Here is a 13,823-nt window from a genome sequence, read left to right on the forward strand (position 1 = left end):
CCATCAAGAGAGGAAGATAACCACATACCGAACTCGCCTTTGAAGGAACCTGTGCGATGAGACTCTCTTCCCTGCTGGCCATTGCCGCCATTCTCACTGGCAGCCTCGCTGCCGCTGCACCTGTCTACGCTGCCGGCCCGTCCTGCCACTTTCCTCCCGTTGCGAACAGCTCAGCCGATCTGCGTCATGCCCGGTCGGTCGGGGTGATTTACAGCGAAAACACCCTCAACACGATCGAATACCTGGAGCAGTACCACGCGGTCGCGGTGAATGGCGCGAGGAACCCTCAGCTCGACTCGCGTATCAGCAGCGCGTTCGTCAGAAGCTCCGAGCCGACCATGGCGATTGACTGGTTGATGGAGTCGTTGCAGAAGGAGTTCGCATCGGTCAAGGTCTACGACAGCCTGGACGCGGTCGTGCAAGCTCATCCGGACGTGGTGGTGATGCTGGATTCGTATAGCCGCCTGGTGTCCAAGCGTAACCCGCAGGTGCAAGCGCGATTCCTGGCGAAGTTCTATGACTCGAACCTGCAGTACATCGGCCAGGCCGAAGGCTCACGGGAAAAGCAGATGCCTTCGCTTTGGGTTCACGGCAAAGCGGCGCCGGAGATTGCAGCGCAAATCGATCAGCAAACCGAGTTGCAAGTGAACGCCTTGAAGCAGTTCGATACCTCGCTCAAGGCGTTGGTGAGCGCGGGTGATGTGGCTCAGGTCGCGACTAAATAGGCGACCTAGCCACACATTAACTCGCGTCAGTTCTTGATCACGTACCCATACGCACGGATACGCCCTTCAACTTCCTTCAAGTAAACGCCTTGAAGTTCCGGGGTAAAACCTGGCAACGCGTTAATCCCTTCTTCCAGCGCCAGGAAGTACTTGAGCACCGCGCCGCCCCAAATTTCCCCCGGCACGACGCAGAGCACGCCCGGCGGGTAGGGCAGCGCACCTTCGGCGGCGATGCGTCCATCGGCATCGGCCAGCGCCACCAACTCGATGTTGCCCCTAATGAATTCGAACTGCGCAGCCTGGGGGTTCATGGCCTTTTTCGGGAAGTGTTCCTTGCGGAACATCTGTTTCTGCAACTGCTGCACATTGTGATTGCGGTAGAGGTCGTGCATCTCCTGGCAGAGCTGGCGAATGGTGTAGTTGCGATAGCGCGCTTCGTAACGCGCATAGATGGCCGGCAATACGCGGCTCATCGGAGCATTGTCATTGACGAAGCGTTCGAAACGCGCGATTTGCGCGGCGAGGTGGGTCATTTTTGCCCAGTCTTCAGCCGGGGTCAGCAGGAACAGAATCGAGTTCAGGTCGCACTTTTCCGGAACGATGCCGTTCTCGCGCAGGAAGTTGGCGAGAATGCCGGCATGAATGCCGAAATCGGTGTAACTGCCATCCACCGGATCGATGCCGGGCGTGGTGAACAGCAATTTGCACGGGTCGATGAAGTACTGCTTTTCCCCGTAGCCCTGGAAGGCATGCCAGCGATCTTTTGGGTGAAACTCGAAAAACCGCAGGTCATTGGCGATTTCTTCAGTGGGGTAATCCTCCCACGCACGGCCTTCGATGGTCGCGGGCACAAATGGGCGGACCATGGTGCAGGCTTCCAGGATCAACTTGCGTGCGTCGATGCCGAATTTCACGCAGTCATCCCACAGCTTCAGGCCACTGCGGCCCGAATGGATTCGCGCGTTCACGTCCAGTGAGGCAAAAATCGGATAGAACGGACTGGTGGACGCCTGTGACATGAACGCATTGTTCAATTGCGCATGGTTGCAGTAGCGGGCTTGTCCTTTGATGTGACGGTCTTTTTTGTGTACCTGCGAAGCCTGGGAGAACCCCGCCTGCTGCTTGTGCACCGATTGGGTCACGAAGATGCCCGGGTCGTCCGCGTGCAGGTCCAGCAGCAGTGGCGAGCAGTCTTTCATCATCGGGATGAACTGTTCGTAGCCCACCCACGCCGAGTCAAACAGGATGTAATCGCACAACTTGCCAATGCGATCGACCACCTGACGGGCGTTATAGACAGTGCCGTCATAGGTGCCGAGTTGAATGATCGCCAGGCGGAACGGACGCGGTTGTTGGGCCTTGTCCGGCGCCACTTCAGCGATCAATTCGCGCAGGTATTCTTCTTCAAAACAGTGGGCGTCGATGCCGCCGATGAAGCCATAGGGGTTGCGCGCGGTTTCCAGGTACACCGGCGTAGCGCCTGCCTGGATCAAGGCACCCTGGTGGTTGGACTTGTGGTTGTTGCGGTCGAACAGCACCAGGTCGCCAGGCGTCAGCAGTGCGTTGGTAACCACCTTGTTGGAGGCCGAGGTGCCGTTGAGTACGAAGTAGGTCTTGTCCGCGTTGAATACTTTGGCCGCATGTTTCTGCGCCAGCAGCGCCGGGCCTTCATGGATCAGCAGATCGCCCAGCTTGACGTCAGCGTTGCACATGTCGGCGCGAAACAGCGTTTCGCCAAAGAAGTCGAAGAACTGCCGACCCGCCGGGTGTTTGCGGAAAAACTGACCGCCCTGGTGGCCAGGGCAAGCGAACGTCACGTTCGCCGATTCGGTGTAGCGCTTGACGGCGTCGAAGAACGGCGGCAGCAGGCTCTCTTCGTAGGCCTTCGCGGCGGTCTCGAGCTGGTGGCCATGGTATTCGACGTTGTTGCGCGAGCGGTCAAAAATGCCGTTCACCTGCAGCAGTACGTTTTCCAGGTGCTTATAGACGTCGCGTGCGCGGTTGCCGGTGCCGGGGGAGGTCGCAAGGAAAATCGGAATATCGAAACCCGTGCGCTGGAGCGATTCCAGAGCGCCTGCCATCACGTCTTCGACCGAGAACACCGCAACCGCGATGTCGGTGTAGTCGGTTTGACTGATCGGAACGACTTCCCTGTAGGTCTGGAAACAATCGATGGCGGAATCGCTGGCAGCTATCTTCAAGATTTTCATGCGCAAATTCTCCTGGCGGACATTCACTTGTCCGCTGTTTTTCAAGCGATCAATTTAATCAGGTATCGATGAAAACACCCTGATCCAAATCATGCCAACACTGGTTATAGACGTGATTGGTCAGATTGGAAGGTGGGTGCGGACAACCGGGAGTCGACGACTGACGACGGGTTGAAAACCGGCCTCTGATTGACGCGGGGCGCGCGCACCCCCTTGAACATGTGCGCACGACTACAGCGGATCTGACCAACTACAGGTCGGATTCGCGCAAAAAACCAGTCCTTGCATCTGTTCGAATGATCTCCAGCGGCCCACCAGAGTGGCGCCCTCTGTCGCTCAATCACTGACAAGGATCTATGACATGCAAATGCCGAAAACCATCCAGATCAAGAACGGCGAAAAAGTGAGCCCGACGTTCTCGGCTCAGGAATACGCCAACCGTCAGACCAAACTGCGAGCTTACCTGGCGCAAAATAATATTGACGCGGCGGTCTTCACTTCGTACCACAACATCAACTATTACAGCGATTTCCTGTACTGCTCGTTTGGCCGTCAATACGCGCTGGTGGTGACCCAGGACAGCGCGGTGACCATCAGCGCCAACATCGACGGTGGCCAGCCATGGCGCCGGACCGTCGGCACCGAGAACATCGTTTACACCGACTGGCAGCGCGACAACTACTTCGTCGCTATTCAGCAAGCGCTGCCCAAGGCCGGTCGCATCGGGATCGAGTTCGATCACCTGAACCTGCTCAACCGCGACAAGCTCGCCAGTCGCTACCCGCAGGCCGAGCTGGTGGACATCGCCGCGCCGTGCATGCGCATGCGCATGATCAAGTCCGCTGAAGAACACGCGATCATCCGTCACGGTGCTCGCGTCGCGGACATCGGTGGCGCGGCCATCGTCGAAGCACTGCGCGACCAGGTTCCGGAATATGAAGTGGCACTGCACGCCACCCAGGCGATGGTGCGCGAGATTGCCCGCACCTTCCCGGACTCGGAATTGATGGACACCTGGACCTGGTTCCAGTCCGGCATCAACACCGACGGCGCGCATAACCCGGTCACCTCGCGCAAGGTCAACAAGGGCGACATTCTCAGCCTCAATTGCTTCCCGATGATCGCCGGTTACTACACCGCACTGGAACGTACGTTGTTCCTGGACCACTGCTCCGACGAGCACCTGCGGTTGTGGGAGGTCAACGTCAAGGTGCATGAGGCCGGCCTGAAACTGATCAAGCCAGGCATGCGCTGCTGCGATATCGCGTTGCAACTGAACGAAATTTTCCTCGAGCACGACCTGCTGCAATACCGCACCTTCGGTTACGGGCACTCGTTCGGCACGCTGAGCCATTACTACGGCCGCGAAGCCGGGCTGGAGTTGCGTGAAGACATCGACACGGTGCTTGAGCCGGGGATGGTGGTGTCCATCGAACCGATGATCATGCTGCCGGAAGGTCTGCCGGGTGCAGGCGGGTATCGTGAGCACGACATCCTGATCGTCAACGAGCAGGGCGGGGAAAACATCACCAGGTTCCCGTACGGGCCAGAGCACAACATCATTCGCAAGTAAAACATCGCTCCCTCGCCACAGGGTTGGTGTTCATCGCAGCGTTACTGATCCGTATAGAGCGGCTGATTCACCACGGATTTTTGATTCGGGCTTCAAAAAAACAACGCATGCGCGTCGAAGAGCGCGCAGCACTTACTGACCCTTAACCCTGCCAAGTAAAACAATAGAGGGTATTTGTCATGTCCCACGTCTCGACGGTCCAACCCGATTACCGCACCTCCACCCCCGGAGGTGCGCAATGAGCACCGCAAGCCTTAACCCAACCCTGGAACAGGCCCGTGAGCAGACGTCCGAGCGCAAGGCCTTGCGGCGCGCGGCCAGTGCCAGTTTCATGGGCAACTTCGTCGAATGGTTCGACTATGCAGCCTACGGCTATCTGGCCACCGTCATCGCACTAACCTTCTTTCCACAAACCGACAAGGCCAGTGCGTTGCTGGCGACGTTTGCGGTGTTTGCGATTTCGTTCATCGTTCGGCCATTGGGCGGCCTCGTCTGGGGGCATTTTGGCGACAAGTACGGGCGACGCAGTGCGCTGTCCTGGTCGATCCTGATCATGTCGGTATCGACTTTTTGCATTGGCATCCTGCCGACGTACAACCATATCGGTCTCTGGGCGCCGGCGTTGTTGTTGCTGATTCGCCTGTTCCAGGGCTTCTCCGCCTCGGGCGAGTACGCCGGGGCTTCGGCGTTTCTGGCCGAATACGCCCCTGAAGGCAAGCGTGGGCTGTACACCAGTATTGTTCCGGCAAGCACCGCCGCCGGTTTGCTGTTTGGTGCGGTGTTCGTGGCCGGTTTGCATGCATGGCTGACTGTGGAGGATCTGCACAGTTGGGGATGGCGTTTGCCGTTTCTGTTGGCCGCGCCGTTCGGTCTGGTGGGGCGTTACATCCGCATGAGCTTGCAGGACACGCCTAAATTCCTCGAGATGGAAAAACGCCTCGAAGCCAAGGAATGCGCGACCCACTCCCCGGTTCGCGAGTTGCTGACGGTGCATCGGCGCAGCGTGATGATCGGGATTGGCGTGACGTGCCTGAACGCCGTGGCTTTCTATCTGTTGCTCAGCTACATGCCGACCTATTTGTCGACCGAGATGGGCATGAGCGAGAGCGACTCGTTTCTGGCATCGACGGTGTCGCTGGCGACCTACATCGGGCTGATTTTCCTGATGGGCAAACTGTCGGACCGCTTCGGGCGCAAAACCATGCTGCTGACGGCGTCGGTGTTGTTTCTGGTGCTGACGTTCCCGCTGTTCGGCATGCTCGAACATCAGCCGCTGCTGGTGATTCTGATGATCCAGATTGCCTTCGGCGCGATCCTGGCCATGAACGACGGCACCTTGCCATGCTTCCTCGCCGAGATCTTCCCCACGCGCGTGCGTTTCAGCGGGTTTGCTTTCAGCTTCAACATTGCGAATGCGGTGTTTGGCGGGACGGCCCCGTTTATTGCGACGTGGTTGATTCAAATGACCGGGAACAAGATGGCACCGGCGTGGTATTTGTTGGCCGCGGCAGCGGTGGCGTTGGTTGCGATGCTGGCGGCCCGGGAGACGGCGCATAAGGCGTTGCAGGATTGATCAAAGTGAATCTGTGTTTGTAGAGACTTTGATAGCCCCAGTAGGAGCTGCCGCAGGCTGCGATCTTTTGATCTCCAAATTGCAGAGACAGATCAAAAGATCGCAGCCTGCGGCAGCTCCTACAGGAGCAAGGCTTGCCCGCGATGGCGTCCTCAACAACACCCCCCCATTTCAATCCAATTGCCAACCCATCAATGCACCGCCGCCACCTGCCGACGCTCACCAATCGGCGATACACCAAAAAACCGGCTATAGCATTTGGAAAAATGCGCCGGCGAAACAAAGCCGCAGGCGAGGGCGATGTCGCGGACCTGCGATTCGCTTCGCAGCAACAGCTGTCGTGCCCGCGACAGGCGCAGTTCCAGGTAGTACTGGCTCGGTGTGCGTTGCAGGTGTTTGTGAAACAGCCGCTCCAGTTGACGCACCGACACCTCGTTCAAGCGTGCCAGTTCTTCGAGACTCACCGGCTCTTCAAGATTGGCCTCCATGATCGCCACCATCTGGCTGAGCTTGGGCTGGGAGGTACCGAGTTTCTGTCGCAACGGCACGCGCTGTTGTTCCTGTGCCCCGCGCACCCGATCACACAGCAGTAACTCGGCAGCATGGGCGGCGATGTCTCGTCCACCCGGTTCACGGGCAATCAGCTGCAAGGTCATGTCCATGGACGCCACACCGCCGGAACAGGTGAAACGGTCGCGATCGAGCTCGAACAGCTGATTGGAGATGATGATGCCGGGGAAACGCTCTTTCAGGGCCTCGATGTCTTCCCAGTGAATGGTGCAGCGATAGCCCTTGAGCAGGTCGGCGCGGGCCAGCAGATGACTGCCGGTGCAGATGCCCCCCAGCGTGACCTGTTGATGGGCGAGTTTGCGCAGCCAGTTGAGCAGCGGCCGACTGCTGTGGTTGGACACGATCGGGTTCGAGCCGACCACGAACAGAATGTCGAGTTTGGGCGCATCTTCAATCGAGTAATCCGGGAGGATGCGCATGCCGTTGCTGGCCGTGACCGGGTCCAGCGTGGCGCCGATGACTACTGTGCGAAACATCGGCTGGCGCGCCGCCATGTTGGCCATGCGCAAGGTTTCCACCGAGGAGGCAAAGCCGATGGTGGTGAAGTTGGGTATGACGAGAAAGCCCACGGTTTTCACGGGCCGTTGTTCATTGGCCACACGTTCTGCAGGGTGGATTTTCGCCTTCATCAATACGCTCCGCTTTACCTGTGACGCGTTCTGCGCAAGCACTGGGCGGGCGCAGCGTCATCTCTTTTTTATGAGGGTGACCCTGCGGTCGGGTCATTGAATCTTACACCCAGTGCTCGCTCAACAGACGCACGGCTTCGGCCTCCACGGCCCCTTCGTCGGCGCCGTCGGAAAAGACGGCGCAGGTGGTGCACTCCTGACCGCACACACTGTTGTAGATCGCCACCACACTGCCAGGACCGCCACCGGTGTGGCCGCTCAGAATCCGTCCGCCGTCGACCGGGCCGTGCATCAGGCCGAGCCCGTAGCCGGGCGCAACCCAGGGACGTCCGGGGATCGGTCCGCCGAGCGTTCGGGTTGTTTGCATTTGAGCGAGCAAGGCGTGCGCCAAGAGCTCGCCGGTGAGCAGTCGGTCAAGGCACAGCGCCGCTTCCACCAGCGGTCCGACGAGCAGGCCGTGATAGACCCAACCCGGGTTGTAGTGGGTGGCCGTGCCCATGTTCACGCCGTGCAGGTCGGTTTCGGTACAGGCGAGGCGAATGCGCGATAAACCCAAAGGGGCGAACACGCGTTGCGAAAGCGCTTCACCGAGTTCGAGCTCGGTGACGCGCTCGATGAGTCGAGCCACATACCAATAGCCCACATTCGAGTAGCGCCAGCCACTTCCCGGTGCATAGCGCAGGCGGGTTGCCTCGAGTCGTTGCAGCATTTCCTCGGCCGGCCACGGTGTTTCATGGCGGGCAACGGCGGCATGGTAGTCGGCAAGTTCACTGTAATCCGCCAGCCCGGCCTCGTGGCGCAACAGCTGGCGCAGGGTGAAGGGGCCTTCGGGCAATTCGTCATCCAGTGCGATCAGGCCGTCGCGGACAAGTGACAGTGCCGCCGCCGCGAGCACGGTCTTGGTGAAGCTCCACCACGCCACCGTGGCATCCGGTCGATCAGGCGTGAGTGGAGAACCGTTCGAGACAAGGGAGAAAAGCATCGCTGACTGCTCTAAGTGGGGGCGCGGGGAGAGTTTGCCAGAATGCCAGGCGTGCGACGAAATGATTGAACGAGAAAGCGACTGGATCCTTCAGCACCACGACGATCCCCGCGCTTGCAAGGCGCTAAAGCCATCGCCGTGGACTTCAGGTTGATCAGGCGTGCCCCAGTGCAATCGCAAACGACACAACGATCATGCACGCGAACGCAAAATTGAGATTCATGAAGATGTCTTCCATAGATTTTAAAAGTGCGGCCATTTTGACCATCTCTGGAAGAAATAAAAAACTCGGCTGCATGATTTGAAAGATCATGGAAATTGATAGCTGCCGGTCCTCACTGCGTGCCGAACATCGCTGTCCAGTAGATGCCGGCATCGCTTTTCGGGTCCACCGCGTACGCCGCACCCAGTTCCTTGTACTGCGGGTTCATCAGGTTGGCGCAGTGGCCGGGATTGGAGATCCAGCCATCGACGACCTTTCCAGCGGTGTCTTGCCCGGCAGCGATGTTTTCGCCGATCTGCTGAGCGTTATAGCCCGACAGTTCTGCCCGGTCACCGGGGGTGCGGCCGTCGCGATCCTTGTGATCGAAGAAGTTGTTGTTGGCCATGGAACGCGAGTGCGCCTCGGCGGCGGTTGCCAACGATGCATTCCAGGCCAGCGGCGTGGTGGCAGCAAAGGATTGCGAGCCGCACTGGCGGGGTTGGCTGCGGGCGTTGTTGAGCTGGGTCAGCAGTTTTTGTCCTTCCGCCTGCCAGTCACCCAAACGGCCGGTCAGCAGCGGTCGTGCCAGCACGATGCGCCAGTCCCGGTCTTCGTGGCGGACACCGATGTCAACGAACTGCGGGTCGAGCACTACGTGGCAGAAGCTTTCCTGAATGGCTTTCATGGCCGACGGCGCATCGCGTGGCCCGGACAGGGTGATGACTTGCACGTTGACCATTGGATAACCCGCGGTGGCCATGGCCTGTTGCAGGTTGCGGGCGCTGGCATCGGACAGCGCCAGTCGCGGATCACCCGCCAGTGGGGGTAGCTCCGGTGCTACCTGATCGGCGCAGCGTTGGGGCTGGCTGCGGTAGGCGTTGATCGAGTCGATGAGTTGTTTTTCTTCCGCGGCCAGTGCCTGGGTGGCGAACGACAGGCTCAACGACAACGCGGCAAGACGCATGGCAGATGGTATGAAACGCATGGAAATCCCCTTGAACTGACTGCGCCCATGATGCGCGATTTCACCCCCGCAAGCGCAATGTCTTTTTGCGCCGAAATACAGTTTGTTGCGTGCCTGTTGAAATGGATTCTGGCTACTACAATCAAGCCAGGTCACCCTTGAATCGGGTGATAGCGTCGCAAATGCGTTGCCCGAATCCGTTCCCTCAGAAGGGTCGATCATGCGATTGATGTGGATAGCAACCTGCCTGGCAATATCCCTTTTCAGCAGCCACGTGTCGGCCACTGACCAGGAACAGAAAAAGGCCGAGGACAAGGCCGAGGTACTGGAACAAAAAGCCGCAGAGAAGAGCGCCGATGTCCCGGTACCCAAAGCCGAGGCCATCACCACCTCCGAAGTTCAGGCCGTCGATCCTGCCGGTAAGGCGCCACTGGATGATGCCATCACCTGCCTTGCACGCTCCATCTATTGGGAGGCCAAAGGGCGGAAAACCAATGAAATGGAAGCGGTTGCCAGTGTGGTGATGAATCGCCTGGGTCATGAAGGTTTTCCGGACACGGTGTGCGCAGTGGTGAAGCAAGGTTCGGAAATCAAAAACTGCCAGTTCTCCTGGTGGTGTGACGGGCGCTCGGATCAGGTCAAGGAGGACGCGGAATATGCCGTCGCCAAGGAAATCGCGCGCAAGGCACTGAACAAGACCCTCAATGATCGTACGTTGGGCGCGATGTATTTTCACGACAAGACCGTGAGGCCGGATTGGGCGGGCAAGTACATCAAGACGGCGGATATCGGCCGGTTCCGGTTTTACAAGCCGCGTGGGGGCGATGCGAAATAAGCACGAACCTCAGGCAGGTTAGTCACGGCCCGGTAGGAACCGGGCTTGCTCGATGGGGCCGTGTCAGGCGAAATCAATAGTGAATGCATGACCGCCATCGCGAGCAGGCTTGCTCCCACAATGGATTTTCGCCAGACACTGCTGAAAAAAAGGCCCCAACATCAATCGATGAAGGGGCCTTTTCAGTGGGCGCCGGTTTTACAGTTCCTGACCCAGGAAGATCAGGGTGTTGCCATGGGACTCAGCCGCTGCGCGCTGGTTGTAGCTGTCGCGATGGGAGCAGTTGAAGCCATGTTCAGCCTGTGGGTACACGACGATTTCGACGTAATCGTTGTTTTCGAAACGCTCGGCGATTTGTTCCACGGCGTCCAATGGAATGTGGCTGTCCTCTTCACCGAAGTGCATCAGGAACGGGACGGTGATTTCATCGGCACGGTCCAGCTGGTTCTGAATGCCACCGCCGTAATAAGCGATCGCCACGTCGACCAGGCCGTTGGCGGCGGTGTGGTAAGAGAGCAGGCCGCCGAAGCAGTAACCGATGGAGGCAACACCACCGTCCAGGCCAGGCTGGGACTTGAGCGCTTCAATGGTCAGCTTGATGTCGTCCTGGGCTTTGCCGACGTCCGTGGCGTTCATCAACTCGACGGCACGTTTCCAGCCGGCTTCGTCGTAATTCAGCTCGATGCGCGGGCCGCTGCGCCAGAACAGGTCCGGCGCGATGACCAGGTAGCCATCGGCAGCGTACTGCTCGGCGACGGAGCGAATGTGTTCGTTGACGCCGAAGATTTCCTGGATCAGCACGATCCCCGGGCCTTTCTGAGTGTGGGGAATGGCCAGGTACGCGCCGAATTTACCGTCGGCGCTGTCGATTTCGATCCATTGGGTGGTCACGCTCATGGTGGCTCCTGTCTACTCGAGTAAGGTGGGGTGAAGGCTGCCACGTTAACATTTCAATGATTGTTGCGACGCCAGAAAATTCGCGACAGCAGTGCATCGAGGCTGAGTTTGCCAGCGCCCGAGAACAACAACGGCATGAGGGCAACGAGGTAGATCAGCGGCAGCTTGAAGTTGCCGTGGCCCTTGTTGCTGATGGCATAACCCTGTGCAAGCTCACTTAATGTAGACCAATCGGCCGGCCAGTGAACGGCAGCGGTCGCGACGATGGTGACCACGATCAGAATGACGGCTGAAACCCGCGTCCCCAGGCCCACCAGGAGGGCGAGGGCGCAGATCAGTTCGGCCCACATCGACAGCTCCCAGTTGAAGGTCGCTGGCACATGGTTGAACGGAAACGGAAAGCGGTCCTGGATGTCGGCGAACCAGTTCTGGCCATTCCATTTTTCCAGCCCGGACTCGAAGAACTCCCAGGCGAGGAACACCCGCAAGGTCAGCGGCGCGATCCAGCTTCCGGCACGGTCGAGGTTCAGGTGCAGGCCTTTGACGGCCGAAGAAATTGAGGTGCTCATGGGCATTGTTTCCGTTCAGTCAGGGAGGTGGGGCAACGGCGTGCCCCCCGCAATGGGTTACTCGCCGGCGCCGCACTTGCCTTCGCCGCATTTGCCTTCAGCGGGTTTTTCCGCCGTATCGGCCTGGGCCTGGCTGTAGCCGTGGGCCAGCTGCTTCATGCTGAACGCTTCGGATTCGGAGGCCGAAGCGGCGCTGGACAGGGCCAGGCCACCCGCGAAGAGCAGGCCGAGGGTCAGGGAGGACGTCGAGAGTTTGAACATGGTGATACTCCGTTGCTGAGTTGAGTGATGCGTTTTGATCGGCTTGGCCAATCGACAGGCAAATTTCAACAGGCGGGTGTATCGGTGATGTGTCGTGGGGACCGGGTATTAGCGCCATAGTGTGTCGAGGCGCGGTGCGTATACAGAGTGATACGAATCGCGAACTGTTACTGCCCCCACGATCTCGGCAGCTGCTACAGGGCGAGGGGGACAGGGAGAGAGGGCGTGGCTGATGATGACGCCCCAACGGTTTTCCGGTACCTTTTCCGCCCGCCCATTGCATGGTGAATCCGCTTCATGTCTCTTGCGCTCGAACGTCTAGTCGCTGGCACGCCGATCCCTTTCGCTGGTAACCGTGTCTCTGTCGTCAGCCCCGAACTGGCCGCGCGATTCCAGCCTGGTGACCATCTGCTGGTGGAACAGGTCAGCGGCGAACTGTTGCTGATTCCCGTGTCCGACCAGCAAGCGGCAGCGGTGGCGATCGAGCGTGCTGAGGCGGCGTTCAAGGCTATGTCCAACGTGTCGGATCAGGCGATCAGCGAGTTTTTCGACCGTTTCGCCCAGCGTCTGGAAAGCCAGGAAACCTGGGCGTTGATCGAGGCCGCTAACCTGGCCGATATCGAACGAGCCAGGTCGCGCGGACGTTCTACTACGCGGTTGCTGGCCAATGAACCCATGCGCCGGGACATGATCGCCGGCCTCAGGGCCTGGCGCGATGCGTCGGCGACTCGCGGCAAAGTGATCAGCTGTGTCGAGCATGACGGCTGGAAAGTCGAGCAAGTGGTCTCGCCGCTGGGCATCGTCGCGTTTGTGTTCGAAGGCCGGCCGAATGTCTTTGCCGACGCCGCTGGCGTACTGCGTACCGGTAACACCGCCGTGCTGCGCATTGGCAGCGATGCATTGGGCACCGCTCAAGCCATCGTCACCCATGCACTGAACCCCGCACTGGCCGATGCGGGATTGCCCGCCGGCGCCGTGTCGCTGGTGGAAAGCGTCAATCACGCGGCGGGCTGGGCCATGTTCGCCGACCGACGCCTGTCGCTGGCGGTGGCCCGCGGTTCGGGTCGAGCGGTCAGTCAGCTCGGCAGTATCGCCCAGCAGTCCGGCACCGCGGTCAGCCTGCACGGCACCGGCGGCGCCTGGCTCATCGCGGACAAGGACGCCGATGCCCGGCGCTTTGCCAGCGTGGTGCGCAATTCCCTCGACCGTAAAGTCTGCAACACCCTCAACGTTTGCCTGATACACCGCGACCGTGCGGCAGAACTGGTGCCGCTGTTTCTCGATGCATTGCAACAGGCGGGCGCTGCTCGGGGGCAGGGCTGCAAGTTGCACATCGTCGAAGGCAGCGAGCCGTGCTTGCCGGCGGACTGGCAAACCGCGAGCGTCGAGGTGTACCGCGCCGAAGGCTATCGCACCGAAGCACTGGCCGAGCCTTTGCCCGAAGCGCAATTGGGGCGCGAGTGGGAATGGGAGGAGACGCCGGAAGTCAGCCTGAAAATCGTTGATGACCTGGACCAGTCCATCGCCTTGTTCAATCACTACAGCCCACAATTCACGGTCTCGCTGATCAGCGAAGAGGCCGACGCTCAAGCGCGCTTCTATAACGCGGTCAATGCGCCGTTCGTGGGCAACGGGATAACCCGTTGGGTCGACGGCCAATACGCCTTGAACAAGCCGGAGTTGGGGCTTTCGAACTGGGAAAGTGGCCGTCTGTTTGCCCGCAGTGCGATTCTTTCGGGAGATGGTGTGTTCACCATCCGCAGTCGCATGACGCAAACCGATCTAAGCGTCAAACGCTAAGCAACCGCTGCAATGGCGGTCGCTGTCGTCTGA

Annotated in this window: 12 protein-coding genes; 5 read left to right on the forward strand and 7 right to left on the reverse strand. The window is 59.5% G+C overall.

The annotated features are described in order from the left end of the window. Window positions 1-56: 56 nt before the first annotated feature. The gene (locus AC3ZVB_RS16715) at window positions 57-725 is read left to right on the forward strand and encodes an ATPase (RefSeq protein WP_490147184.1); all 669 of its coding nucleotides are present in this window, start codon (window positions 57-59) and stop codon (window positions 723-725) included. Between the two features lie 26 nt (window positions 726-751). Here AC3ZVB_RS16715 and speF read toward each other — a convergent pair whose 3' ends face one another. Then, window positions 752-2,935 (reverse strand): ornithine decarboxylase SpeF, encoded by a 2,184-nt coding sequence (speF, locus tag AC3ZVB_RS16720; RefSeq protein WP_490147185.1) that lies wholly within the window; start codon window positions 2,933-2,935, stop codon window positions 752-754. 361 nt (window positions 2,936-3,296) lie between these two features. Between speF and creA the strand changes: the two genes are divergently transcribed. Together creA and AC3ZVB_RS16730 are read left to right on the forward strand one after the other, a co-directional pair. Further along, complete coding sequence (creA, locus tag AC3ZVB_RS16725; RefSeq protein WP_490147186.1) at window positions 3,297-4,508, forward strand: creatinase; 1,212 nt, start codon at window positions 3,297-3,299, stop codon at window positions 4,506-4,508. 238 nt (window positions 4,509-4,746) lie between these two features. Beyond that, window positions 4,747-6,081 (forward strand): MFS transporter, encoded by a 1,335-nt coding sequence (locus AC3ZVB_RS16730; protein ID WP_490147187.1) that lies wholly within the window; start codon window positions 4,747-4,749, stop codon window positions 6,079-6,081. 191 nt (window positions 6,082-6,272) lie between these two features. Here the strand turns inward: AC3ZVB_RS16730 and cahR are convergent, their stop codons facing one another. From cahR to AC3ZVB_RS16745, 3 genes are all read right to left on the reverse strand, one after another. Next, a complete protein-coding gene (cahR, locus tag AC3ZVB_RS16735; RefSeq protein ID WP_194693351.1) occupies window positions 6,273-7,280 on the reverse strand; it encodes a transcriptional regulator CahA in 1,008 nt (335 codons plus the stop codon). A gap of 103 nt (window positions 7,281-7,383) precedes the next feature. Continuing rightward, window positions 7,384-8,262 carry a serine hydrolase domain-containing protein gene (locus AC3ZVB_RS16740; RefSeq protein ID WP_490147188.1) on the reverse strand — a complete coding sequence of 293 codons (879 nt, stop codon included), beginning with the start codon at window positions 8,260-8,262 and terminating at the stop codon, window positions 7,384-7,386. A 335-nt stretch (window positions 8,263-8,597) separates the two neighbouring features. Next, window positions 8,598-9,449 carry a CAP domain-containing protein gene (locus AC3ZVB_RS16745; protein ID WP_490147189.1) on the reverse strand — a complete coding sequence of 284 codons (852 nt, stop codon included), beginning with the start codon at window positions 9,447-9,449 and terminating at the stop codon, window positions 8,598-8,600. A 199-nt stretch (window positions 9,450-9,648) separates the two neighbouring features. Between AC3ZVB_RS16745 and AC3ZVB_RS16750 the strand changes: the two genes are divergently transcribed. Continuing rightward, a complete protein-coding gene (locus tag AC3ZVB_RS16750) occupies window positions 9,649-10,263 on the forward strand; it encodes a cell wall hydrolase (protein ID WP_194693348.1) in 615 nt (204 codons plus the stop codon). 198 nt (window positions 10,264-10,461) lie between these two features. Here the strand turns inward: AC3ZVB_RS16750 and AC3ZVB_RS16755 are convergent, their stop codons facing one another. The 3 genes from AC3ZVB_RS16755 to AC3ZVB_RS16765 are packed head-to-tail and all read right to left on the reverse strand — an operon-like array spanning window position 10,462 to window position 11,990. Then, window positions 10,462-11,160, reverse strand: coding sequence for a dienelactone hydrolase family protein (locus AC3ZVB_RS16755; RefSeq protein ID WP_194693347.1), 699 nt, complete (start codon window positions 11,158-11,160; stop codon window positions 10,462-10,464). 53 nt (window positions 11,161-11,213) lie between these two features. Further along, window positions 11,214-11,729, reverse strand: a complete 516-nt coding sequence (locus AC3ZVB_RS16760; protein WP_490147190.1) for an HvfX family Cu-binding RiPP maturation protein — start codon at window positions 11,727-11,729, stop codon at window positions 11,214-11,216. Window positions 11,730-11,786: 57 nt separating this feature from the next. Beyond that, the gene (locus AC3ZVB_RS16765; RefSeq protein WP_162440303.1) at window positions 11,787-11,990 is read right to left on the reverse strand and encodes an HvfA family oxazolone/thioamide-modified RiPP metallophore; all 204 of its coding nucleotides are present in this window, start codon (window positions 11,988-11,990) and stop codon (window positions 11,787-11,789) included. Window positions 11,991-12,287: 297 nt separating this feature from the next. Between AC3ZVB_RS16765 and AC3ZVB_RS16770 the strand changes: the two genes are divergently transcribed. Next, entirely contained in the window at window positions 12,288-13,790 is a 1,503-nt protein-coding gene (locus AC3ZVB_RS16770) for an aldehyde dehydrogenase family protein (RefSeq protein WP_490147191.1), read from the forward strand. Window positions 13,791-13,823 lie beyond the last annotated feature (33 nt).

The sequence above is a fragment of the Pseudomonas sp. MDV22-iso1 genome, from assembly GCF_058145095.1.

Coding starts and splice junctions, on each gene's coding strand:
- AC3ZVB_RS16715 (WP_490147184.1), top strand. CDS start 57: ATGAGACTCTCTTCCCTGCTGGCCATTGCCGCCATTCTCACTGGCAGC.
- speF (WP_490147185.1), bottom strand. CDS start 2,935: ATGAAAATCTTGAAGATAGCTGCCAGCGATTCCGCCATCGATTGTTTC.
- creA (WP_490147186.1), top strand. CDS start 3,297: ATGCAAATGCCGAAAACCATCCAGATCAAGAACGGCGAAAAAGTGAGC.
- AC3ZVB_RS16730 (WP_490147187.1), top strand. CDS start 4,747: ATGAGCACCGCAAGCCTTAACCCAACCCTGGAACAGGCCCGTGAGCAG.
- cahR (WP_194693351.1), bottom strand. CDS start 7,280: ATGAAGGCGAAAATCCACCCTGCAGAACGTGTGGCCAATGAACAACGG.
- AC3ZVB_RS16740 (WP_490147188.1), bottom strand. CDS start 8,262: ATGCTTTTCTCCCTTGTCTCGAACGGTTCTCCACTCACGCCTGATCGA.
- AC3ZVB_RS16745 (WP_490147189.1), bottom strand. CDS start 9,449: ATGCGTTTCATACCATCTGCCATGCGTCTTGCCGCGTTGTCGTTGAGC.
- AC3ZVB_RS16750 (WP_194693348.1), top strand. CDS start 9,649: ATGCGATTGATGTGGATAGCAACCTGCCTGGCAATATCCCTTTTCAGC.
- AC3ZVB_RS16755 (WP_194693347.1), bottom strand. CDS start 11,160: ATGAGCGTGACCACCCAATGGATCGAAATCGACAGCGCCGACGGTAAA.
- AC3ZVB_RS16760 (WP_490147190.1), bottom strand. CDS start 11,729: ATGAGCACCTCAATTTCTTCGGCCGTCAAAGGCCTGCACCTGAACCTC.
- AC3ZVB_RS16765 (WP_162440303.1), bottom strand. CDS start 11,990: ATGTTCAAACTCTCGACGTCCTCCCTGACCCTCGGCCTGCTCTTCGCG.
- AC3ZVB_RS16770 (WP_490147191.1), top strand. CDS start 12,288: ATGTCTCTTGCGCTCGAACGTCTAGTCGCTGGCACGCCGATCCCTTTC.